Genomic DNA, 23,564 nt, shown 5'->3' on the forward strand with positions numbered 1-23,564 from the left:
CGCTCTCAGCGGGCGTGCGGGAGACCGCTGGTCGCCACCAGCGTCCTGATCGCGCGCAGGGCCACCGACAGGGTCGCCAGGTCGAAGACGTCGCTCTCCCAGATCTCCGACAGGGTCTGCCGGGACCTGGTCACGGCCGCCTCGTTGGCCTCCGACCAGCGGGCCAGCCGCTCTTCCGGCGCCTCGCCCGGCTTGCTGTGCACCAGCACGTCGCGGGTGAGGCTGGCGTGGGCGCCGTAGAGGTCGTCGCGCAGGGCCGAGCGGGCCATCGTGTTCCAGCGGCTGTCGCGGGGCAGCGCTATCACGCGTTCACGCAGCCGGGCGAGCTGGACGCGGTCGGCCAGGTCGAAGTAGACCTCGGCCACCTCGCCGACCGGACGGTCGGTGGCGGCCGCGATCTCGACCAGGTCGAAGGTCGAGTAGGCGGGCACCATCGAGGCCACCCGTTCGGCCAGCTCGTCGGGCACGCCGCGGCCGATGAACAGGTCGCGGCGGTCTTCGAAGGCGGCCAGGTCGGGACCGGTCAGGAGTTTGGGCAGGTGGGGCAGCAGGGCGGCGGCGCCGTCGGCGAAGAACCGGGCCGAGGCGGCCAGGTCGAGCGGTGGGCGCCGGTTGTTGAGCAGCCAGCGGGTGCCGCGCTCGGACAGCTTGCGTCCTTCGAGCAGCAGGGCCAGCTGGGTGTCGACGTCCACCCTGTTCTCGAGCCCTTCGACCTGGCGGCGGAAGGCCGGCAGGTCGAAGATCTGCCGGGCGGCCAGGTAGGCCCGCGCGATGTCGGCCGTGGAGGCGCCGAGCTCCTCGTGGAACCGGAAGACGAAGCTGGTGCCGCCGTTGTTGACCAGGTCGTTGGTGACGCCGGTGGTGATGATCTCCCGCCGGAGCGGGTGGTTGTCCATGTAGGTCTGGTAGGTCTCGCGCAGCGCGGAAGGGAAGTAGGAGATCAGCCATTCGCGCAGCGCCGGGTCGTCGGGCAGGTCGCTGGCGAGGACCTCCTGGTCGACCACCAGCTTGGTGTAGGCCAGCAGCACCGAGAACTCCGGTGCGGTCAGCCCGAGCCCGCTCTGGCGGCGTTCGGCCAGCGTCTTGTCGGAGGGCAGGAACTCCAGCGCCCGGTTGAGCTGGCCCTGGCGCTCCAGCCGCCGCAGGTAGCGCGTGTGGATGTGGAGCATGTCGGCGGCCTGCTTGCGGGCGGCGGCGAGCACCACGTTCTGGGAGTAATTGTCGCGCAGCACGAGGTCGCCGACCTCGCCGGTCATCTCGGCGAGCAGCCCATTTCGCTGCTTCTCGGTCAGCTCGCCGTCGCGGACCGCCTCGTCGAGGAGGATCTTGATGTTGACCTCGTGGTCGGAGGTGTCGACCCCGGCGGAGTTGTCGATGAAGTCGGTGTTGACCAGGCCGCCGTGCAGCGCGAACTCGATGCGGGCGAGCTGGGTGAAGCCGAGGTTGCCGCCCTCGCCGATGACCTTGCAGCGCAGGTCGGCGGCGTTGACCCGCAGTCCGTCGTTGGCCTTGTCGCCGACGTCGGCGTTGGACTCGGCGGTGGCCTTGGCGTAGGTGCCGATGCCGCCGTTCCACAGCAGGTCGACCGGCGCCTTGAGGATCGCGCTGATCAGGTCGTTGGGTGCCAGTGAGGTGACCCCGTCGACGATCCCGAGCGCGGCCCGCATCTGCCCGGTGACCGGGATGGATTTGGCGGTACGCGGCCACACCCCGCCCCCGGCGGAGATCAAACCCCGGTCGTAGTCGTCCCATGAGCTGCGCGGCAGGGCGAACAGGCGCTCCCGCTCGGCGAAGCCACGGGCGGCGCCGGGGTCGGGGTCGACGAAGATGTGCCGGTGGTCGAATGCGGCCACCAGGCGGATGTGCGGCGAGAGCAGCATGCCGTTGCCGAACACGTCGCCCGACATGTCGCCGACGCCGGCGACGGTGAAGTCGGTGGTCTGGGTGTCGAGCCCGAGGGTGCGGAAGTGGTATTTGACCGATTCCCAGGCGCCCCGGGCGGTGATGCCCATGGCCTTGTGGTCGTAGCCGACCGAGCCGCCGGAGGCGAACGCGTCGCCGAGCCAGAAGCCGTAGTCCTTGGCCACGCCGTTGGCGATGTCGGAGAACGTCGCGGTGCCCTTGTCGGCGGCGACCACGAGATAGGTGTCGTCGCCGTCGTGGCGCACCACGTCGGCGGGCGGCACGACCACGCCGTGGACCAGGTTGTCGGTCACGTCGAGCAGGCCGGAGATGAACTGCCGGTAGCAGGCGATGCCCTCGGCGAGGAACTCGTCGCGGCCGCCCTGCGGCGGGTGCTTGACGACGAAGCCGCCCTTCGACCCGGTCGGCACGATCACGGTGTTCTTCACCATCTGCGCCTTGACCAGGCCCAGGACCTCGGTCCGGAAGTCCTCCATGCGGTCGGACCAGCGCAGCCCGCCTCGGGCGACGGCGCCGAATCGCAGGTGCACGCCCTCGACGCGGCGGCCGTACACGAAGATCTCGAACTTGGGCCTCGGGAGGGGCAGCACGCTGATCGCCTGAGGGTCGAACTTCAGTGAGGTGTACGGCTTGCGCCGGCCCTCGGCGTCGTGCTGGAAGAAGTTGGTGCGCAGCGTCGCGCAGACGCATTCGAGGTAGGCCCGCAGGATGCGGTCCTCGTCGAGCGAGGCGACCTCGTCGAGGGCGGCCAGCACCTCTTCCCGCAGGGCGTCCGACAGGTCGAGGCGGGAGTGCTCCGGCAGGCGCGGGTCGAGGCGGGCCTCGAACAGGCGCACCAGCAGGCGGGCCAGCCGCAGGTTTCCGAGCAGCGTCTTCTCGATGTAGTCCTGGGAGAAGGTGGCCCCGGCCTGGCGCAGATACTTGGCGTAGGCGCGCAGCACCTCGGCCTGTTCCCAGGTCATCCCGGCGGCGAGCACGAGCGCGTTGAAGCCGTCGTTCTCGACCTGGCCCTTCCACAGGGCGGCGAAGGCGTCTTGGAACAGTCGCTTGAAGTCGTCGGGGGCGAGGGCCTCCGACGGGGTGTAGCGCAGCCCGAAGTCGTAGATCCAGGCGTCTTTGGTCCGCGGGTCGTTGTCGCGGTCGACCTGGTAGGGGCGCTCGTCCACGACCTCGACGCCCATGCGCGCGAGCAGCGGCAGGACGTGGGACAGCGAGATCGCCGCGCCGAGGCGGTAGAGCTTGAACCGGCGTTCGCCCTCCAGGGCGTCGAGCGGTTCGTAGAGGTTCATCCCGATGTCGTCGGCGTCGTCTTCGTTGAGCTGTTCGAGGCGCTTGAGGTCGGCGACGGCGGCGCGGGCCGAGAAGTCGGCCTTGTAGCCCTCGGAGAACGCGACGCTGTAGCGGCGGATCAGGCCCGGCGCGTCACCCTGGTCGCAGAGGTCGGTGATGGCGACCGCGAGGTCGTCCTCCCAGGTGCGGGTGGCGGCGGTGACCTTGGCCTCAAGAGCGTCGACGTCGACGCCCTCGGTGGTCAGCGGCACGCCGCGCTCGCCGCGGATGACGACGTGGAGCCGGGCCAGCGCCGACTCTCCGATCATCGCGCTGTAGTCGAGGGTGCGCCCGCTGAGCGCCTTCATCAGCAGGTCCTGGATCAGCAGGCGGACCTTGGTGGTGTAGCGGTCGCGCGGCAGATAGATGAGGCAGGAGATGTAGCGGCCGTAGTCGTCGCGGCGCAGGAACAGTTTGACCTGCTTGCGCTCGCGCAGCCGCAGCACGCCGAGGGCGATCGGCAGCAGCTCGTCGGCGGAGATCTGGAACAGCTCGGCGCGCGGGTAGGTCTCCAGGATCTCGATGAGGTCCTTGCCGTCGTGGCTCTCGGGCGGCAGCCCGGCCTTCTCCAGGACGGCGGCCAGCTTGCGCCGCAGCAGCGGCACCCGGGAGATCGACTCGTTGTACGCGACATGGGTGAACAGGCCCAGGAAGCGGCGCTCGCCCACCACCTCGCCCTCGGGCGAGAACAGCTTGACCCCGACGTAGTCGAGGTAGGCGGGGCGCGAGACGGTGGCCCGGCTGTTGGCCTTGGTGACGATCAGCACCTGCTTCTCGCGGGCCTTGGCGCGCAGCTCCGGCGGCATCGCGGCGAAGCTGCCCGAGCCGGCCCGATCGGGGCGCAGCACGCCCAGGCCGGTGCCGGGCTGGGAGGTCAGCGTGTCGTCGTCTTCGAGCCGGTATTCGCGGTAGCCGAGGAAGGTGAAGTGGCCGTCGGCCAGCCAGTGGAGCAGCTCGAGGCTGTCTTCGACGTCGGCCGGGTCGAGCGGCGGCGGGTTGACCGCGAGGTCGTCGGCGGTGGAGACGGCCAGGGCGCGCATCTTCGCCTGGTCTTCGACCGCGCCGCGCACGTCGTCGAGGACGCGCAGGAGGTCGGACTCCAGCAGCGTGCGCGCGGTGGGATCGGTCTGGCGGTCGATCTCTATGTACATCCACGACTCGGCCAGGGTGAGGCCGGTGATGTCCATCTCGTCGGGGCCGAGCAGTTTGCCCGTCATGTCGCGGCGCACCCGCATCTGGGGGTGCACGATCAGATGGGTGCCGAGCTCGTGGCGTTCGATCTCGTTGGTGACCGAGTCGACCAGGTAGGGCATGTCGTCGGTGACGATCTGGACCACCGAGGCGCCCGGGTCGCAGCCGTGCTCGTCGAGGTTGGGCGCCAGCACCCGGACCAGCGCCCGGCCCTGTGGCCGCACGGCGGCGAGTTTGCGGTGGGCGAGTGCGGGCCCGTAGATGTTCGCGGGGTCGCGGTGGGCGAGGTCGTCCAGAGGGACGTTGCGGTAGAACTCCCGCAGGAAATCGAGGGTGTCGGCGTTCTGGTCGCCACACGCGGCGGCGGCCGTGCGCAGCAGGTCGTCGAGTTCCCCGGCCTGGTCGAGCGGCATCGCGGTTCTCACTCCTTTGTGAGCCGTGGTGAGTCGTGAGGGGGCCCTCACGTCAGCCGCAAGAGGAGGGCGGTCGTGTCAGCATCGCACAGCGCTTCCCGTGAAGCGGTGATAGATCCACGACACGGGGACGCGACCTCTGGGGGCGACTCCGCCGATCACCGTTGACCGGCGGCTTTTGGGCACCCGCCTCCCATAGCAGCCGAAAACGCAGCAGCCGTCAACTCAAGGTCGACGGCTGCTGCGTTAACACGTCACGCGGATTAGTTGGTTCGCTCCGATGAGAACTTGGCTTCATCGAGCAGGCCGGGAAGCTCTGCCATGGTCTTGAGCTCCTGTTGGCACCGCTTGCACGAGTCGAGGTGGCGTTCGAAGGCCTCGACGTCGCCGTCGTCAAGCACCCCAAGGGCGTAGGCCGCCACTTCAAGGTGTGACGACTCGGACATCAGCTGGCCACTCCCCTCTCCTTCAGGACCCCGCGGAGGGAACGCAGAGCGTAGTACAGCCTCGATTTCACAGTACCCGGCGGAATCCCGAGTATCACTGCGGCCTCGTTAACCGTACGGTCCCGTAAGTATGTCTGTTCGATAACTTCTCTGTGATCGGCGCTTAGACCGCGCAAGGCATCGGCGACAACGATCGCCGCCAAGGTCTTGTCGGCGCCGTCGGGCACCGCGATGCTGTCCGCTTCGGGCGGTTCCACCTCCCGAGGACGGACACCGCGGCGGCGGCGGCCGTCGATCACGATGCGGCGAGAGACGGTGAGGAGCCATGCCCAAAGCAAGCCCCTCTCCCATGTCAGTTTCGCCGCGTTACGCCAGGCACGAAGCAACGTCTCCTGAACGACGTCCTCCGCCCACTGAAGGTCGTTGCCGGTCGTCTGCCTGACCTGACGGAGCAACGGACCACCGAACTCGTTATAGAGCTCCCTGATGAGGCGATCATCCCAATCAGGGTCAACGTCGGGGTCCAGACGCTCGAACCGGCTGTCGAGTTGTCGGCGCACAGGCCACATATTTGCATCAGGCTTTGTGGCCTGTACACAACTCTGACAACTCTCGTCATTTCTAACTATTCGTGAACCATCCGCACCAAGGCCGCGTACCTCCCCCCGAAAGAGAGGAGACGCCATGCGGTTCCGGTTCGGGGAGCTCGTGGTCTTCGCGGTATTCCTGTTCGCGGCGGCCGTGGCCGTCATCGTCGTCGTGCCGCAGGAACAGGCGACGGCGAGCCAGGGGTTCACGTCGACCCGGTGGGGCCCGTTGAGCCCCGCCGACAAGGACTTTCTCGTGAAGGTGCGGTGGGCAGGTCTCTGGGAGATCCCCGCCGGCCGTTGGGCACAGGAGCGCTCGCAGAACGAGAAGGTCAAGATCGCGGGCCAGCATCTCGAGGCTGACCACGCGAAGCTCGATGAGGCGGTCCGCGCGGAAGCCGCCGCTCTCGGCGTGCTGATGCCCAACGAACCCAACCCTGACCAGCAGCGCTGGCTGGGTGAGATGTCGAACGCGCAGGGCGCGGAGTTCGACCAGATCTTCGCCGATCGGCTACGGGCCGCGCACGGCAAGGTCTTCTCCACGGTCGCCGCCATCCGCGCCGGGACCAGGAACGACAAGATCCGCGCCTTCGCCGCGGTCGCCAACGAAGTCGTCATGAAGCACATGCGCGTGCTCGAGGAGACCGGGCTGGTGGACTACTCCGCGCTTCCGGTCCCGCCGGTTTAACCAGGAGGAAGAAGAACATGCGTAAACGCGCCATCGCGGTGGCGGGAGCACTGCTGGCAGGGTCGCTCGTGGCCCTGACCACGTATCCCACCCCGGCCCTCGCGGCCTGTGATCCAGCGATCGGCGGCGCCGAGTGCGACGCACTCGGCCCGGCCCTGACCGACTTCGTCGACATCCGCCGAGTCGGCCGCGCCCAAGGCGTCGTCGCAGGTGGCGGTTCGTTCACGTCGTCCTGCGGCCGGAATGAGAACCGGCACAACAACTCCGACAACCACATCGTCGCCCCGGGTGTGACGAACGGCGCCCACCACGTCCACGACTACGTGGGCAACCTCACCACCAACGGCTTCTCCACCGACCAGTCGCTCGCCGCCGGCGGGACGACTTGCCGGAACGGCGACAAATCCGCTTACTTCTGGCCTATCCTCCGCATCAGGCAGGACATCGTGCGGCAGGGCCAGAACCAGAACAACCAGCGCCAGCAGCAGCAACAGCAGGACCCCAACCAGCAGCAACAGGACCCCAACGCCCAGCAGCAGCAGAGTGATCCCAACAACCAGACCGGCAATGACCAGGCGGCGCAAGGCGACCAGCCCGTCAATGACCAGGCAGGGAACACCGGCCAGGGCGACCAGGGCCAGCAGCAGCAACAGCAGAACCAGCAGCCCGCAGCGAACGCCGACAACGGCGCGGCGCAGGCGCAGTCCTTCAGCAGGCAGCAGCCGCAGCCCCAGACCAACTCCCGCCGGGGCAACAACAATGGCGGGAACAACGGCGGCCAGAACGGTGGCCAGAACGGTGGCCAGAACGGTGGCCAGCAGCCGCAGCCCCAGCAGACCGGCCAGCCCCCGCAGCCCGGCCAGGACGGTTCGGAGATCGGCGGCTTCCTCGACGGCAACGTCGGCCGGATCCTGACTCCGCGTCAGGTCAATCTCCAGTTCCGCGGCAACCGGTTCAGCCGGGTCGTCGCGATGCCCCGCTTCCTGCGGGTGATCACCGGTGACGCCAAGGCGGCGACCAACGGCCCGGCCAACGCCCGCGCCCAGTGGACCTGCACCGGCTTCACCAACCGGGCCACGTCCGACAAGTATCCGATCTGCCCGAGAGGCAGCGGCGTGGTGCGGATCCTGGACTTCCCGAGTTGCTGGGACGGCGCCAACACCGACAGCGCCAACCACCGGACGCACATCGTGTTCCCGGACCAGAGCGGCCGCTGCCCCCAGGGCACCCGGGCCGTTCCCCAGCTGCGCATGACGCTGGTCTACGCGGTTCCTCAGGGCGCCAGCTTCGCCGTGGACGCGTTCCCCGAGCAGAAGCACAACCCGATCACCGACCACGCCGACTTCCACAACGTCATGCCCAACAACCTCATGAACTTCATGATCAACTGCATCAACCGTAATCGCCGCTGCTGACCGGCGGCTTCGAGCCCTCGGCAGATCCCCCCTTGACCGGAGGAATCAGTGTCAAAAAGGCGGGCTCATCGACGATCTGAGCGCTTCGATCTTCAGAAACGCGGCGTTCGGATCGTCCTGGGCTCTCTCGCGTTCACCATCATGGCCCTGTCTCTCCTCGGGGCCCGGCTGGGCCTGAGCACTCAGGTCCTCGCGATGGCGCAAGAGTTCCTCACGTTCTACGCGGGCGTCTTCTCGCTCGTGGCACTCACGCTGACCGTCGGGCTCGGACTGCTCACGTCCGAGCGCATGATCCTGCCGATCAGGTGGCGCGTCCGGGCCCAGTTGGTGCACCGGGGCGCCGCCCTGATCGGGGTGGGATTCCTGGTCGTCCACATCGGCATGAAGATCGCGGCCGGGCTGGTCCCCTCATACGGGTCGGTGATTCCCACCACCAGCCTGGCGGTCGGGGCCGGCGCGATCGCGTCGGACCTGTACATCGTGATCATCGCCACCGGGGTCATGCGCGGCAGGTTCGCCCTGGCCGTGCACCCCTGGGTCTGGCGCGGCCTGCACGACCTGGCCTACCTGGCCTGGCCCGTCTCGATCCTGCACGGCCTGGCGGCCGGACGTACTCCGGCCGCCTGGGTCGCGTGGAGCTACATCCTCTGCATCGTCGCCGTCGGCACCGCTCTCATGATCCGCGCAGTCGTCTCGCTCAGACCGAAGACGACCATGGTGGACGAGATGGAGCCGCTGCCGATGCCGCAGGAGGACGCCAAGCGGAAGAAGACCAGGCTCGCCGACCGCGAGGAAGTCGCCGCGCCCCAGAAGCTAAGGAGGGTTGTCTAAGACATGATTCCCTACCGCGTCTCCAAGATCCGCAGGCTCGGCCCGGCCCGGCTCACCGCCGGTCTGGACGAGCACCGCCGCATGGACCTCGACACGCACTACGAGGTCCACGGCAAACTCGACGGCCAGACCGTCGAATCACTGATCTCGCTGGCTGAAGAGGTCGACCTGCGGGGACGCGGTGGGGCTGCCTTCCCGTTCGCGCGCAAACTCAGGGCCGTCCAGGCCAACGCGCGCAACTCAGAGACGATCGTGCTGGTCAACGCCGCCGAAGGCGAGCCGGCCAGCATGAAGGACAAGATGCTGCTCACCCGCAAGCCGCACCTCGTTCTCGAGGGCGCGCTGCTGGCGGCCAGTGCGCTGGACGCCAAAGAGGTGGTCATCGCCACCCCCGCGGGTGAGCTGGCAGAGGGCTCGATGCGCGCGGCCGTGGCCGAGCGCGGGCTCATCGGGTACGTCCGGGTGGCCGGCATCCAGGAGCGGTTCATCTCCGGCGAGGGCGGGTCCCTCGTCCGGGCGGTGAACGGCGAACTGGGTCAGCCGTCCGGCCGCAAGGTCCGGACCAGCGACGCCGGTGTCCGGGGCCTGCCCACCCTGCTGTCCAACACGGAGACCTTCGCCCAGCTCGCGCTTCTGGCCGAGCTGGGTCCGCAGGAGTACGGCGCGGTCGGCACCGTGCAGGAGCCCGGCACGACCCTGCTCAGCGTGAGCGGGTCGGTGAAGGCGCCGTCGGTCGTGGAGGTCACGCCCGGGGTGCCGCTGGCGCAGGTGCTCGACATGTGCGAGGCGGACGTCGGCGACGGCGTCCTCATCGGCGGCTACCACGGCAAGTGGCTCAGCGCGGCCGACGCCTACGGCGCGATCGTCTCGCGCCGGGGCATGCAGCAGGCGGGCGGTGAGCTCGGCGCGGGCATCATCGTTCCGCTGGGCCCGGACACGTGTCCCCTCGGGGAGACGGTCCGGGTCGCGGCGTACCTGGCCCAGCAGTCGTCGGGACAGTGCGGCCCGTGCCGCATCGGCCTGCCGGCGCTGGCCAGGGCGCTCTCGGACCTCACGATGGGCGACCCGCAGGCCCACGACCTGGTGAAATCGGCGGCAACCGCGGTCAAGGGCCGCGGCGCCTGCTTCCACCCCGACGGGACGACCCGGTTCGTGCTGTCGGCGCTGGAGGCCTTCGCCGAGGACGTCGACGAGCACATCATCAACGGCTCGTGCGGCCGGGGTGTGCAGAACACCCTGCCGATGCCGATCACCGAGGCCAGCGATGTGCGGATGGTGGTCGACTGGACCCGCTGCCAGGGCCACGGCCTGTGCGCGCACCTCATGCCCGACCTGGTCAAACTCGACCACCACGGGTTCCCGGTGTTCATGGACGCCCCTGTTCCGACCTGGGCGAAGAGCGAGGCCCAGCGGGCAGTCGAGATGTGCCCGGCCCTCGCCCTGCGAGTCGACTCGCGAAGGTGACCGTTTCGTGATGTTCGCGGTCGTCTCACGAGGTAGTACCGAACCTCGGGGAGTGATCTGCAGTGGATCGTCGTGTATTCCTGTCCGCGGCGGCGCTCGCGCCGTTCGCGGGCGCGGCGCCTGACTGGCGCGCACTGGACAAGACGTTGAAGGGCCGTCTCGTACGGCCCGGCGACGCCACCTACGCCACCGCGAAGCGCGTCTTCAACGTGGCCTTCGACAACGCGTCCCCCCGGGCCGTCGCCTACTGCGCCACCGCCGCCGACGTGGCCGCGTGCGTGGGGTTCGCCCGCCGCAACGGCCTGGTGGTGCACCCGAGATCGGGCGGCCACTCCTACGCCGGGTGGTCGACCGGCTCGGGGCTGATCGTGGACGTCTCGCAGCTCAAGGCCGTGAAGCACACCGCCGGCCTGGCGACCGTCGGGTCGGGGGCCAAGCTCATCGACGTCTACTCGACCCTCGCCAAGAGCGGCGTCAGCATCCCGGCGGGCTCGTGCCCGACGGTCGGGGTGGCCGGGCTCACGCTGGGCGGCGGGATCGGGGTCGTCTCGCGCCGCTACGGGCTGACGATCGACGTACTGAAATCGGTTTCCCTGGTGACCGCCGACGGGAAGCTGATCACGGCCTCGGCCAACAGCCACCCCGACCTGTTCTGGGCGTTACGAGGCGGCGGGGGCGGCAACTTCGGCATCGCGACCTCCTTCACCTACCAGACCCACCCCATCCAGGACGTCACCGTGTTCACGATGCGCTGGCCCTGGTCGCAGGCGTTCGCCGTGGTGAAGAAGTGGCAGAAATGGGCTCCTGGGGCGCCTGACGCGCTGTGGTCCAATTTGCACCTCTCGCAGGACCCTGGGCGTTCCGTCTCCATCACTGGGCTCTATTTGGGCTCCAGATCGCGTTGCGAGGCGCTCCTGAAGGGTTTCACCGCGCCTACACGAACAGTCAGATCCATGGGTTATCTCCAGGCGATGTATTTCATGGCCGGATGCTCGACTTTGGCGTCCTGCCACACCGGGCCGCGCGACCGGTTCAGCGCCAGTTCGCATTTCGCGTACACAGAAATGAGCGATTCGACTATTCGGGCATTAATCGCCCAAGTCGCCCGGCCCGGACGGCACACCGTTCTGATCGACGCGCTGCGCGGAGCGGTCGGCCGGGTGGCTCCGGGCGCGACCGCTTTCCCTCATCGCAACGCTTTGTTCAGCCTCCAGTACTACGCCCACTTCGAGAACGCAAGTCCGTGGGTGCGCTCGGCCCGCGATTCGATGACTCCGAGGCTCGGCAAGCATGCCTACATTAACTACCCCGATATAGGCATAAATGACTATAAGAGCCAGTACTACGGGTCAAACGCTCCTCGACTGGCTCAAGTGAAGAAGACCTATGACCCGGCCGGGTTCTTCAGGCATCCGCAAGGGGTGTGAAGAACGCCAGCACCTCCGGGTTCGCCATCGCGTCGGGGTTGGCGGCCTTCTCGACCGGCACCCCCTGAAGGATCTTGCGCACCGGCACTTCGAGCTTCTTGCCCGACAGGGTGCGCGGGATCCCCGGCACCGCCACGATCGCGTCGGGTACATGCCGAGGTGACAGTTCCGTTCGGAGCGCGGTTTTCAGCTCCTTGACGAAGGTCTCGTCGAGTTCGCGGCCTTCGGTGAGGGCGACGTACAGAAGCAGCCGGCCTTCCTGACCGAGCCGGCCGGTGTCGATGACGAGGCTGTCGGCGACGGCGTCGAAGCGCTCGACGACGCGGTAGAACTCACTGGTGCCCATTCGAACACCGCCCCGGTTGAGGGTCGAGTCGGAGCGGCCGTAGATGACGCTGCTCCCGTCGGGGAGGATCTTGATCCAGTCGCCGTGCCGCCAGATGCCCGGATACTCCTCGAAGTAGGACTCCCGGTAGCGGTGGCCGTCGGGGTCGTTCCAGAACATGACCGGCATCGAGGGCATCGGCGCGGTGACGACCAGCTCGCCGACCTCACCGATGACGGGGCGCCCTTCGGCGTCGAAGGATTCCACCCGGGCGCCCAGGGAGCGGCAGGGAATGACGCCCGCCCTGACCGGGAGCGTCCTGACCGCGCCGACGAAGCCGGTGCAGACGTCGGTGCCGCCGGAGAACGAGCCGAGCTGGACCCGATCCGACACGTCGGCGTAGATCCAGGCGAAACCCTCGGGCGGGAGCGGGGAGCCGGTCGAGCCGATGCCCTTCAACCTGTCGAGCCCGGCGGGCTTCAAGCCTGCCTTCATCGAGGCGACGATGTAGGGGGCGCCGGTGCCGAAGTAGGTCACGCCCTCCTCGGCGACGATGTCCCACAGGGCGCTCGTGGAGGGGTGGGCGGCCGAACCGTCGTACAGGACGATCGTCGCGCCGACCAGCAGGCCGCCGGCGAGGTAGTTCCACATCATCCAGCCGGTGGTGGTGTACCAGAAGAACAGGTCGCCCTCGCCGAGGTCCTGGTGGAACGTCAGCGCCTTCAGGTGCTCCACGACGATCCCGCCGTGGCCGTGCACGATGGGCTTGGGGAGTCCGGTCGTCCCGGATGAGTAGAGGATCCAGAGCGGGTGGTCGAAGGGGACCCGGTCGAAGGCCAGGTCACCGGGCCTGACGAAGGAGTCCCACGCCGAGACCCGGACGGTCGCGTTGAGCGAGGGCAGCCGGGCCGCGATGTCGGCGACGACCTCACGCCGGTCGAAGTACTTGCCGTTGTAGGTGTAGCCGTCGACCGCGATCAAAACCTTCGGCTCGATCTGGGTCAGCCGGTCGATCACCGACGGCGCCCCGAAGTCGGGCGAGCACGACGACCAGATCGCCCCGAGCGACGCGGTGGCGAGAAAGGCGATCAGCGCTTCGGGGATGTTCGGGAGATAACCGGCGACCCGGTCCCCGGCCCCCACTCCGAGTTCGACGAGTCCGGCCCGCGCTTTCGCGACTTCGTCGCGCAACTGCCCGAGTGTGTACGTTCGCCGCACGCCCGTTTCATCCCGAAAAATCACCGCAAGACGATCTTCAGGGCCTTTTAGCGCATTTTCGGCGTAATTGATAAGACTGCCGGGGAACCAGGTCGTTCCCGGCATTTCACCATCAATGACCGGCCCGTCCGCGCGGTCGCCGATGACGCCGAAGTAATCCCAGATCGCGGTCCAGAAAGCGGCCGGTTCCCCGACCGACCACGACCACAGCCCGTCGTAGGAGCCGGGCCTGCCCACCGTCTCCTGGAAACGGGTGATCCGGGCGTCCCGGATGACCTCGGCCGACGGGACCCAGAGGACGTCACCTTCACTGACCATGGCCCCATATTGCTTGGCGGCCACGGGCCTGTCAGTGTCGGCCCCCCACATACCGGTCGGTGAGCTTGGCCACCGCGGCGACCACTTCTGAGGGGTTCGACAGGTCGGGCAGCACTATGTCGGCGCCGGCCTCGGTGAGTTCGGCGAACGTCGACCGGCCCGACGTGACCGCGATCATCGCCGCCCCGGCGATGCGGGCCGCCTGCACGTCGCGGGTCGAGTCGCCGATCAGCACGGCCGAGAAGGGGGCGCCGTACTTGTCCTTGGCCCGGCCCTGGGCGACCTGGAGGAGGCTGGCCTTCGGGTAGACCTCTTCGCCGTAGCCGCCGATCGTGAAGTCGATGTACTTGTTCAGGCCGAACGCGGTCAGCTTGTGCACCGCGTTGGACTTGATCGTGCCGGTCAGCACCGACTGGACCGTCCCGTCGAGGCGGGAGACCGCCCTGAGCGCGTCTTTGGCGCCGGGCATCGCCCGGCCCTGCTTGGTGAGGCGGTCGCGCCGGTCGCCGAACGACTGGGCGAGGGCCTCGATGAACCTGGGCAGGTGGCTGTCGTCGGTCGTGATGCCGTTGAAGGCCAGGGTGTCGAAGATGATCTCCGAGTCGGAGCGCCCCATGGCGGGGGCCAGCTTCACGAGGGGGCGGCCGGTGACCGCGCGGAACGCCTCGGCGTAGGCGTCCCGCGTGACGATCGTGACGTCGACCAAGGTCAGGTCGATGTTCCAGAGGACGAGTCGGCGGTCGATGGGGGCCTCCGAGGGGGAAAGTATTGCTTCGCCCAGAGTAAGGCCCACTGATCCCGATCAGGTCAGATCAGATCCATCGCGTCTGAAAGCGAGTCGACCACCGGGAAACCGAGCGACGCCAGTTCGGCGCGGCTGGTCATGCCCCCGGTGTAGAGGATCGCCCGCGCGCCCACGTGGCGGGCGGCGATGCCGTCGTCGACGCTGTCGCCGATCATCACGATGTCGGCCGGGTCGAGGTCGAGGGCCTTCATGTGCTCGGCCATGTGCTCGGCCTTGTGGCCGCCGGGGCTGGTCAGGCGCAGGCCGTCGACCCGGGTGAAGTGGTGGTCGATGCCGAACTCGGCGATCTTGGGCACCAGCCGTTCGTGCTGCCACATCGACAGCAGCGACTGGCTGCGGCCGGCCTCGCCCCACGCCGCGAGGATGGCCGGCGCGCCCTCGGCCAGCAGGCAGGCCTCCATGAACTGGTGGTAGTGCAGGTGGAAGCCCTCGTCGAGGCGCTCCCACTCGCCCTCTTCGAGGGCGCGGCCGATGATGCGTTCGTACGCGACCCAGATCGGGCGGCAGTAGACGCCGCGGAACCCGTCGAGGTCGATGGGTGCGACCCCGTAGGTGCGGAAGATCTCATTGGTGGCACTCACGACCGCGTCGGAGTCGTGAAATAGGGTGCCGTTCCAGTCCCAGACGATGTGTGTCATAGCGCCATCAAGGTTAGCCGAGGACGTCGGGGATCTCCTGGGTGGCATACCAGAGCAGCTCGTGCGCCTCGGCGCCGTCGACGGTGAACCGCGCGTCGTCGTCGCCCGCGTCGGCGGCCTTCAGCGCCAGCGCGGCGGCCTCGACGTCGGGCACCGCCGACAGCTCGTCGACGTGGGCGGCCTGGATCAGCCGCATCGGGACGGCCGCGTCAAGCCTGACCCGGCCGCGCTCGGCGACGTCGGGGCTGACCCGCACATCGGCGTCGGGGATCTCGGCGGCGATGACCACCCGGCGGGCCGGGGCGGTCACGCCGTCGGACAGGTCGGCCGCGATCATCCGTAGCGACGCGCGCGCCGCCTCCGAGAGGGCCACGTATTCGAGCTCCTCGGTGTCGCCGGAGACGTACCACTCCACGAGGGCGGGCGTCACGGCGAACCCGGTCAGCGGAGCGGGGCCCAGCTCACCCGCGGCGGCCGTGCGGGCCAGCGCGGGGAGTGTGCACGGAAGGTAGACACGCATGAGCACGAGTCTCCCATCACGCCGGCCTCAGAGGCACCTTGAGCAACGTCTCCAGCTCGGTGATGGTGGTGTCGGCGTGGGTGTGCAGGATGCCGGTGAAGCCCAGCTCGCGAGCGGCGACGATGTTGGCCTCGATGTCGTCGATGAAGACGCACTCGGCCGGTTCGAGCCCGACCAGGCCGACGGCGTGGGCGAAGATGCGCGGCTCGGGCTTGCGCATGCCGACCTCACCGGAGATGACCACTGCGTCGAACGCGTCCTCCCAGCCGGTGCGGTCGTATTCGTTGCCCCACGAGTTCGACACCAGGCAGGTCTTGTATCCGGCCTCGCGCGCCCGGCGGAGCATCTCGAACATCGCCTCGACGGGCAGGAATCCGGCGAACATGCGGGTCAGCAGGCCTTCGGCGATCGGCGCCACCCCGTCGTGGGTGCGCAGCTCGGCGGCCAGGGCCGTCTCGAAGGCGAGCGCGGTGATCTCCCCGCGCTCCAGCGTGTGGATCGGGTTCTCCACGCCCTCTCCGCCGTAGGCCGTCGCGATCATCTCCCGCATCACGCCGGTGTAGTGGCCAGCGTCGATGCGGTCGGTGACCAGCCATGTGTTGATGGACTCGGCCATGCTCGTGGTGAGAACCCCGGCCCAGTCGATGAGCACCCCTTTGACCGTCATGTCGTCAAAGGGTAGTCACCGCGAGCCCGTCGTGATCCGCCGGGCGACCGCGCGGTGTTCGGCCGTCTTGAGGAGCTTGGCCGCCGCCGACGGGTGGGGGAAGGCCCGCGGGTGGTCGAGGCCGTAGTTCTCCTTCAGCGCGAGGATGCGCTCGACCGACGCGTTCAGCCTGGTCGCGGTGATGCGGCCCGACGCGACCGCCGCGAGGACGGCGTCGTGGGCGGCGTCGAAGTCGGGCGGCATGAGCAGGATGTCGACCCCGGCCAGGATCGCGCGGACGGCCACCTCGCCGTCGCCGTACTTCTCGCGGACGCCCTCCATGTTGAGCGCGTCGGTGAAGACGACCCCCTTGAAGCCGAGTTCGCCGCGCAGCACCCCGGTGAGGATCTTCTTGGACAGCGTGGCCGGGTCGCCCGACGGATCGAGCGCGGGCATCACGATGTGGGCGCTCATGATGGCGTCGACGTCGTTGGCGATGGCCTCTTTGAACGGCGGCGCGTCGAGCTTCTCCCACTCCGCGCGGGTGTGGTCGATGACCGGCAGGGAGGTGTGGCTGTCCATGTTGGTGTCGCCGTGACCCGGGAAGTGCTTCACGGTCGTCGCGACGCCGCCGTCGTGGAAGCCCTGGATGGCCGCGCCGACCATGTCGGCGACCTCTTCGGGATCGTTCCCATAGGCGCGCGGGCCGATGACCGGGTTGTTCGGGTTGACGTTCACGTCGGCGACCGGCGCGAAGTCGAGCGAGATGCCGAGCGCGTTGAGCTCCTCGGCGGTGACCCTGGCCGCGTCGCGGGCGTTGCGCGTGTCACCGGTCTGGCCGATCACCGAGGCGCCGGGGATGTCGGTGACGATGCCGTCGAGCCGGGAGACGATGCCGTTCTCCTGGTCGACGCCGATGAGCAGCGGCACCTTCGGGGAGGCGGCGCGCAGCCCGGCGGTCAGCTGGGCGACCTGCCGGGCGTTCACGATGTTGCCGGTGCCGGGGAACAGGATCATGCCGCCGAGGTGGTATTTCTCGATGACCTCGGCGGGGGTGCCGACGCCGTAGCGGGCCTGGTTCTCCTGGTTCACGGTGTCGGCCGTGGAGCCGTAGAGCACCGGCATGAAGAGCTGGCCCACCTTCTCCTCGACCGTCATCTCCTCGGTGGGAGACGGCGACGGGCTGGGCGAAGGAGGCGCGACGGCGGTGGTCGTCGCCGCGCTGGGGAGAGTGGTGCGTGGCGGGGTGGTCGAACACCCCGCCACGAGGACGAGCAGACCGGCGCAGAACAGCGCCCTGTGGAGGGACACCCCGGCACCTTAGCGGCTACATGCCCAGATCAGTCAGGCCGGGCAGGTGCGCGCGGGCCGCCTCCTTCGCCTCGGACGCGCCCGGTGCGTCCCGGGCGGCCTCGGCCGCGGCGCGGCACTGGGCGAGGGTGTGCCGCGACAGCGACGCGCGCACCCACGGCAGCGCCGGGGAGCCCATCGACAGGGACGTCACGCCCAGGCCGACGAGCACGCACGCGAGCACCGGGTCGGCCCCCGCCTCGCCGCAGACGCCGCAGCTCTTCCCGGCCGCGCCCGCCGCCCGCGCGGCCATCGCGATCAGGTCGAGCACGGCCGGATGCCAGGGATCCTGCAGGTCGGAGACGCCGGCGATCTGGCGGTCGGCGGCCATGGCGTACTGGGTGAGGTCGTTGGTGCCGATCGAGAAGAAGTCGACGACCCTGGCCAGGTCGCGGGCGCGCAGCGCGGCCGACGGGACCTCGATCATGATGCCGGCGGTCTCCAGCCCGGCCGCGTGGCAGGCGTCGGCGAACCAGGCCGCCTCGGCGACGGTGGCGACCATCGGGGCCATGACGTAGGGGATCGCCTCGGTGCCCTGCGCGGCGCGGGCCAGCGCGCCGAGCTGGGCGGCCATCATGTCGGGGTAACGGCGGAACATGCGCAGGCCGCGTTCGCCCAGCGCCGGGTTGGGCTCCTCGCCGGGCGGCGGCAGGAAGGTCAGCGGCTTGTCGGCGCCCGCGTCGAGGGTGCGGACCACGACCCGGCCGCCGGGGAACGCGTCGAAGACCGCGCGGTAGGCGGCCTCCTGCTCGTCTTCGGTCGGCGCGTCGGCGCGGTCGAGGAAGAGGAACTCGGTGCGGTAGAGGCCGACGCCTTCTGCGCCGTTGGCCAAAGCGGCTTCGAGGTCCTTCGGGCCGCCGACGTTGGCGAGCAGCGGCACCGGGTGACCGTCAGAGGTGGCGCCGGGTCCGGTCGTACCGGACAGCACCTCGGCACGGGCCCGCGCGGTCTCGACGGCGGCCCGCGCGGTGCCGGGCTCCGGCTCGATGACGACCTCGCCGGTCGCGCCGTCGACCAGCAGCAACGTGCCCTGCGCCAGCGCGGTCGCGCCCGCGCACCCGACGACGGCGGGCACGCCCATCGCGCGGGCCAGGATCGCGGTGTGACTGGTCGGCCCGCCGTCTTCGGTGACGAAGGCGGCCACCAGGTTCCGGTCGAGCAGCGCGGTGTCGGCGGGCGCGAGATCCCGGGCCACCAGGATGTAGGGCTCGGTCGCGTCGACCGGCACCCCCGGCATCGGCGCGCCGGTCAGCCGGGAGACCGCGCGGTCGCGGATGTCGTCGAGGTCGGCGACGCGTTCCCCGAGGTATCCGCCGGCGGCGGCGAGCAGCTCGCGGTAGGCCCCGAAGGCCTCGTACACGGCTCTCTCTCCGGCGGTGCCCTCGTCGACCAGCTCGGCGACCCCGTCGGCCAGACCGGGGTCGCGGGCCATCATCGCCTGGGCCGACAGCACCTCGGCGGCCTCTCCCCCGGCCCGTTCGCCGCGTGCGTCGAGGTCGGCGGCGACGTCTTCGAGCGCGGCCGTGACGCGGGCCTTCTCAGCCTCGGCGTCGCCTGCGTGCCTGAGGTTCTTCGCGGGCTCGGGGATCGCGCCGATCAGCAGGTGGGCGGCGGCGTAGCCGGTGCCGGGGCTGACCCCGGAGCCCTTCAGGGTGGTGGCCATCAGGTCGCTCCGGCTATCGAGGACAGCTCGTCGAGCAGTGCGTCGGCGCCCTCGCCGTCGACGTTGATGGTGACGGCGTCACCCTTCTTCACGTCGAGGGCCAGCACGGCCAGGATGCTCTTGGCGTTGACCGGCACCCCGTCGCCCTTGGCGAGGGTCACGCTTCCGGACGACTTGGTCGCGGTCTGCACGAACGTGGCGGCGGGACGGGCGTGCAGTCCCACCTCCGCCTCGACGATGAGCCTTCGTTGCGGCACGCTGCCTCCTTGGGGTCCGGCGGTCCGGACCACTTATCCAATACCCGGTTGGGGTTCAATGCCAGAGGAAGAGGGGATCGCCCGCTTCGACCGGTCCGCTCGCCACGCCGGAGACGCTCTCCGGCCCGGCGTCCAGGGCTATCACCGGGCATACCGGCGAATACCCCTCCTCGTCGACGGCATGCGGATGCCAGGCGACGACCGGTTGCCCGGCCGTGACGAGGTCGCCCTCCGAGGCCAGCGCCTCGAATCCGGCGCCGCGCAGCTTAACGGTGTCGACGCCGAGATGGGTCAGCACACCCCGGCCGTCGTCGCCGACCACGATGTAGGCGTGCGGGTGGAGCTTCACCAGCCGGCCGGCGATCGGCGCGACCGCGACCTGCGGCCCCCGCGCCGGGTCGACGGCCGCGCCCGGACCCACCATGGCCTGTGAGAACACGGGGTCGGGCACGGCCGGGAGCCCGATCGCGCGGCCGTTCACCGGAGAGTGGACGATCGTCAAGCGAAGTCCAACAGGTCGTCGATGTCGCTGGCGATCGTGTCGGCCTCCGGCCCGACGACGACCTGCACGATGTTCCCGGTGGCCATCACACCGTGGGCGCCCGCGGCTTTCAACGCGGCCTGGTCGATCTTGGAGGCGTCGTGCACCTCGGTCCGGAGCCGGGTGATGCAGGGCTCGATCTCGATGATGTTGCCGGGCCCGCCCAGGGCCGCGATGATCTTGCGCGCATCCGCCATGACGCCTCCTCTGGATCTTTTGGGCCGACCCTACTCGTCGGTCTGGGTGACCTTGTTGAGGCCGCGGGGCGCGTCGGGGTCGTACCCGAGCCTGCGCGCCAGCGCCTCGGTGAGCAGCTGACCGGGGACGATCAGCCCCAGCGGCGCCACCCATTCGGGCAGGTCCGGGCCGTTGAGCGAGGCGGTGGAGACGCTCGACAGCGCCGGCCCGCCGCCGACTCCGTAGGACGCCGCGCCCGCGCCGGTCACCCGCTCGGCCAGCGCGACCGTGCCCGCCAGGGTCGGCCCGTCGCCGGCCGCGACCAGGATCGCCGGGGTGTCGGCGTCGACCACCGCGATCGGCCCGTGCAGCAGGTCGGCGTAGGACAGGCCCATGGCGTGCAGGTAGCAGGCCTCCTTGAGCTTCAGCGCGAGCTCCAGCGCGGTCGAGAAGGCCAGCCCGCGCCCCGACACGACCACGCCCGGCTTGTCGGCCAGCCCCTCGACCAGGGCGTCGAGGTCGCCCGGGTCCTCGATGAGCTTCTGGATGGCGTCCGGAACCCTCTGCAGATCGTCTTTGTGGACGTCCGCGCCGAGGCCCAGCGCCAGCACCGCCATGGCCGCGAGCTGGGTCGTGTACGTCTTGGTCGCCGGCACCGCCTTCTCCTCCCCGGCGACCGTGCACAGGGCGAGGTCGGCGGCCAGCGCCAGCGGGCTCTGCTCACCCCCGTTGGTGATGGCCACCGTCTTGGCGCCGCAGTCGCGGGCCCAGTCGAGGGTTTCGACGATCTCCTCGGTCCGTCCCGACTGGGAGACGGCCACCGCGAGCACTCCGTCGAGGTCGAGCTTTCGGCGGTAGGTTGTGGCGATCGACGGAGCGGCCAGCGCCGACATCCGCCCGGCGTGTGACTCGATCAGATAGCGCCCGTAGATCGCGGCGTTGTCCGAGGTGCCGCGGGCGATGAACAGCAGGTGGCGGGTCTGTCCGGCGAGAGAGGTGACTTCGGGGATCCTGGGGAGCAGGGCGTCCAGCGTGGCGCGCAGGGCGGCCGGCTGTTCGGCGATCTCACTGCGCATCTTCGTCGTCGTCACGTGCCCATCCTGTAATCGGTCCGTACGTTGACAGACATTTCGGCGGTGTGGTCTAGTCCGGACTAGACCAGTACGAACCATAACAAAGCGGAGAGGGGAGGCGACAGTGGCAGGCATCGACGCCAGGGGAAGTGGCGCCACCATCGACCCGGACAGCCCTGTCCCCAAGTACTTCCAGCTCCGCGAGATCATCCTCGACCTCATCGAGAACAACGAGCTGCCCATCGGCGCGGCGATCCCGTCGGAACGCGAACTCTGCCAGCGCTTCGGCCTGTCCCGCATGACCGTGCGCCAAGCGGTGGATCACCTGGTCAGCGAGGGACGACTGCATCGCGTACCGGGCAAGGGCACCTTCGTCGCACGGCCGAAAATCGAACTGGCCCTGCAGCTGACGTCGTTCAGCGACGACATGCGCGCCCGCGGCCTGGAACCCGGCAGCCGCGACCTCGACCGCCGGGTGGTCCGCGCCAGCGCCCACCTGGCCCGCGAACTCGGCATCGCCCCGGGTGACGAAGTTCACTTCATCGAACGCCTCCGCACGGCCGACGGCGAGCCCCTGGCGATCGAACGCGCCCACATCCCCCTCGCCCTGGCCCCCGACCTGGAGAGCTACGACCTCTCAGGCCGATCCCTGTACGCGCTCCTGGAGTCCCGATACGGTCTGATCCTCGACGCAGGGGAACTCACCATCGACGGCGGCATCGCCGACCCCAGCGACGCCGACCTGCTGAAACTCTCCCGCGGCGGGGCCGTGCTGCTGCTCTCGCGACGGTCCTACGCGGGCGGAGTCTGCGCCGAGCTCGGCGTGTCGACCTACCGGGCCGACCGCTACCAGCTCCGCACACTCCTGGAGCCACGGCGGGCCTAGAACCACGGGAGGACCCATGATGGTGCGATCGCGAATCGCCCGCTCTCCCTTTGTCCCGCCCGCACCGCTCCTGGAAGCCCGGGAGGAACCATGACCGCGCCCCTCCTCCTGGAGACATGGGAGGGACGATGGCCGCGGCGATGACCGTGATGTCGCGTATCGGGCGCTCTCTCATGCTTCCGATCGCGGCTCTTCCGGCGGCGGCGATCCTGCTCCGGGTCGGGCAGGACGACCTGCTCGGCCGGACCTCCAACGAGACGCTGGACAAGGTGGCCCGGGTCGTCGGCGGGGCGGGCGGGGCCCTGTTCGACGCGCTGCCGCTGCTGTTCGCCATCGGGGTGGCGGTCGGGTTCGCCCGGAAATCTGATGGTTCTACGGCGCTGGCCGCCGTGGTGGGCTATCTGGTCTGGGATCGGGTCACCCACCTGATGTTCTTCGACTCCACGCTGCGCCCCCGGGTCGCCCAGACGGTGGTCACCGCCGGGACGCCCGCCGAGGCGCTGAACCTGGCGGCGGCCAATCCGACCGGTGTGCTCGGCGGGATCCTGATGGGCCTGGTGGCGGGGATCCTGTGGCAGCGCTACCACCGGATCAAGCTGCCGGCGTGGCTGGCGTTCTTCGGCGGGCGGCGGTTCGTGCCCATCCTGACCGCGCTGGCCGGGCTGATCCTCGGCGTGGTCTTCGGCCTGATCTGGCCGCCGATCGGACAGGCGCTGTCGTCGTTCGGCGACTGGCTGGCGACCCATTCGACACTCGGCGCCGGGATCTACGGGGTGGTGAACCGCGCCCTGATCCCCCTCGGGATGCACCACTTCGTCAACTCGATCGTGTGGTTCACCGTGCCCGACTGCACCGTGAACGGCCTGCACACCGCAGGCGATCTGAACTGCTACTTCGCCGGCCAGGACGGCGCCGGGGCGTTCATGGCCGGGTTCTTCCCGGTGATGATGTTCGGCCTCCCGGCGGCGGCCATCGCGATCTGGCGCGCCGCGCCCCCGCACCGGCGCAACGCGGTCGGCTCCATCATGATCTCGGCGGCGCTGGTATCGTTCGTGACCGGCATCACCGAGCCGATCGAGTTCGCCTTCATCTTCGTGGCGCCCATCCTGTTCGTGGTGCACGCCCTGCTGACCGGCCTGTCGATGGCGCTGGTGGCGGGGCTGGGCGGGCGGCTGGGGTTCGGCTTCTCCGGCGGCGCGATCGACGCGACCCTCAACGCGACCAAGGACAACACCCACAACTTCGCCCTCATCATGGCGATCGGCGTCGTCTATTTCATCGTCTACTACGCGGTCTTCACGTTCCTCATCAAACGCCTCAACATCATGACCCCGGGCCGCGAACCCGACTCAGACCTCGACCCCGCCAACTGACGAGCCGGACTCCTCGCTGATTCAGCGCGCTGACCGCAGGCCGGTGTTCCAGCATCACTC

Annotated in this window: 21 protein-coding genes; 7 read left to right on the forward strand and 14 right to left on the reverse strand. The window is 69.3% G+C overall.

What is annotated here, in order from left to right; genetic code table 11:
• Positions 1–5: 5 nt before the first annotated feature.
• From AW272_RS31355 to AW272_RS31365, 3 genes are all read right to left on the reverse strand, one after another.
• A complete protein-coding gene (locus AW272_RS31355; protein ID WP_066372924.1) occupies positions 6–4,856 on the reverse strand; it encodes an NAD-glutamate dehydrogenase in 4,851 nt (1,616 codons plus the stop codon).
• A gap of 263 nt (positions 4,857–5,119) precedes the next feature.
• Complete coding sequence (locus AW272_RS31360; protein ID WP_066372925.1) at positions 5,120–5,302, reverse strand: zf-HC2 domain-containing protein; 183 nt, start codon at positions 5,300–5,302, stop codon at positions 5,120–5,122.
• Complete coding sequence (locus AW272_RS31365; RefSeq protein ID WP_232320462.1) at positions 5,302–5,862, reverse strand: sigma-70 family RNA polymerase sigma factor; 561 nt, start codon at positions 5,860–5,862, stop codon at positions 5,302–5,304. Before AW272_RS31365 ends, AW272_RS31360 begins: the two co-directional genes overlap by 1 nt.
• 124 nt (positions 5,863–5,986) lie before the next feature.
• On the opposite strand from AW272_RS31365, the gene AW272_RS31370 reads away from it, so the two are divergent.
• The 5 genes from AW272_RS31370 to AW272_RS31390 all read left to right on the forward strand — a co-directional run bounded on the left by AW272_RS31370 (position 5,987) and on the right by AW272_RS31390 (position 11,714).
• Positions 5,987–6,577, forward strand: coding sequence for a DUF4142 domain-containing protein (locus AW272_RS31370; protein ID WP_066372926.1), 591 nt, complete (start codon positions 5,987–5,989; stop codon positions 6,575–6,577).
• Positions 6,578–6,594: 17 nt separating this feature from the next.
• The gene (locus tag AW272_RS43925; RefSeq protein ID WP_066372928.1) at positions 6,595–7,992 is read left to right on the forward strand and encodes a DUF1996 domain-containing protein; all 1,398 of its coding nucleotides are present in this window, start codon (positions 6,595–6,597) and stop codon (positions 7,990–7,992) included.
• A 141-nt stretch (positions 7,993–8,133) separates the two neighbouring features.
• Positions 8,134–8,823, forward strand: a complete 690-nt coding sequence (locus AW272_RS31380; RefSeq protein WP_066372931.1) for a hypothetical protein — start codon at positions 8,134–8,136, stop codon at positions 8,821–8,823.
• A gap of 3 nt (positions 8,824–8,826) precedes the next feature.
• Positions 8,827–10,287, forward strand: coding sequence for an NADH-quinone oxidoreductase subunit NuoF family protein (locus tag AW272_RS31385; protein WP_066372932.1), 1,461 nt, complete (start codon positions 8,827–8,829; stop codon positions 10,285–10,287).
• A gap of 62 nt (positions 10,288–10,349) precedes the next feature.
• Positions 10,350–11,714 (forward strand): FAD-binding oxidoreductase, encoded by a 1,365-nt coding sequence (locus tag AW272_RS31390; protein ID WP_066372934.1) that lies wholly within the window; start codon positions 10,350–10,352, stop codon positions 11,712–11,714.
• Here AW272_RS31390 and AW272_RS31395 read toward each other — a convergent pair.
• From AW272_RS31395 to AW272_RS31445, 11 genes are read right to left on the reverse strand one after another with little or no spacing between them, the layout of a single operon-like run.
• Entirely contained in the window at positions 11,692–13,575 is a 1,884-nt protein-coding gene (locus tag AW272_RS31395; RefSeq protein ID WP_066373105.1) for an acetoacetate--CoA ligase, read from the reverse strand. The two genes, AW272_RS31390 and AW272_RS31395, sit on opposite strands and share 23 nt — an antisense overlap.
• Positions 13,576–13,606: 31 nt before the next feature.
• Complete coding sequence (locus AW272_RS31400) at positions 13,607–14,368, reverse strand: HAD family hydrolase (RefSeq protein ID WP_245657812.1); 762 nt, start codon at positions 14,366–14,368, stop codon at positions 13,607–13,609.
• A gap of 14 nt (positions 14,369–14,382) precedes the next feature.
• Positions 14,383–15,018 (reverse strand): HAD family hydrolase, encoded by a 636-nt coding sequence (locus tag AW272_RS31405; protein WP_083958888.1) that lies wholly within the window; start codon positions 15,016–15,018, stop codon positions 14,383–14,385.
• A 13-nt stretch (positions 15,019–15,031) separates the two neighbouring features.
• Positions 15,032–15,538, reverse strand: coding sequence for a DUF6912 family protein (locus AW272_RS31410; protein ID WP_066372937.1), 507 nt, complete (start codon positions 15,536–15,538; stop codon positions 15,032–15,034).
• A 16-nt stretch (positions 15,539–15,554) separates the two neighbouring features.
• A complete protein-coding gene (locus tag AW272_RS31415; protein WP_066372940.1) occupies positions 15,555–16,205 on the reverse strand; it encodes an HAD family hydrolase in 651 nt (216 codons plus the stop codon).
• A gap of 15 nt (positions 16,206–16,220) precedes the next feature.
• Positions 16,221–17,495: a beta-N-acetylhexosaminidase gene (gene nagZ / locus AW272_RS31420; protein WP_245657813.1), complete on the reverse strand. Its 1,275-nt coding sequence runs from the start codon at positions 17,493–17,495 to the stop codon at positions 16,221–16,223.
• Positions 17,496–17,511: 16 nt separating this feature from the next.
• Positions 17,512–19,197 (reverse strand): phosphoenolpyruvate--protein phosphotransferase, encoded by a 1,686-nt coding sequence (gene ptsP / locus AW272_RS31425; RefSeq protein WP_066372942.1) that lies wholly within the window; start codon positions 19,195–19,197, stop codon positions 17,512–17,514.
• A complete protein-coding gene (locus AW272_RS31430; protein WP_066372944.1) occupies positions 19,197–19,454 on the reverse strand; it encodes an HPr family phosphocarrier protein in 258 nt (85 codons plus the stop codon). The genes ptsP and AW272_RS31430 overlap by 1 nt, the downstream gene beginning before the upstream one ends.
• 55 nt (positions 19,455–19,509) lie before the next feature.
• On the reverse strand, positions 19,510–19,956 hold the full coding sequence (locus AW272_RS31435; RefSeq protein ID WP_066372946.1) for a PTS sugar transporter subunit IIA: 447 nt from the start codon (positions 19,954–19,956) through the stop codon (positions 19,510–19,512).
• Positions 19,953–20,192 carry a PTS sugar transporter subunit IIB gene (locus AW272_RS31440; RefSeq protein ID WP_066372947.1) on the reverse strand — a complete coding sequence of 80 codons (240 nt, stop codon included), beginning with the start codon at positions 20,190–20,192 and terminating at the stop codon, positions 19,953–19,955. Before AW272_RS31440 ends, AW272_RS31435 begins: the two co-directional genes overlap by 4 nt.
• Before the next feature lie 30 nt (positions 20,193–20,222).
• Positions 20,223–21,248: an SIS domain-containing protein gene (locus AW272_RS31445; RefSeq protein ID WP_066373109.1), complete on the reverse strand. Its 1,026-nt coding sequence runs from the start codon at positions 21,246–21,248 to the stop codon at positions 20,223–20,225.
• 121 nt (positions 21,249–21,369) lie between these two features.
• Between AW272_RS31445 and AW272_RS31450 the strand changes: the two genes are divergently transcribed.
• Complete coding sequence (locus tag AW272_RS31450; RefSeq protein WP_245657814.1) at positions 21,370–22,131, forward strand: GntR family transcriptional regulator; 762 nt, start codon at positions 21,370–21,372, stop codon at positions 22,129–22,131.
• Positions 22,132–22,304: 173 nt separating this feature from the next.
• Positions 22,305–23,504: a PTS transporter subunit EIIC gene (locus tag AW272_RS31455; protein WP_369408791.1), complete on the forward strand. Its 1,200-nt coding sequence runs from the start codon at positions 22,305–22,307 to the stop codon at positions 23,502–23,504.
• Positions 23,505–23,564: the final 60 nt, after the last annotated feature.

The organism is Herbidospora mongoliensis, from assembly GCF_001570545.1.
Taxonomy (GTDB): Bacteria; Actinomycetota; Actinomycetes; order Streptosporangiales; family Streptosporangiaceae; genus Herbidospora; species Herbidospora mongoliensis.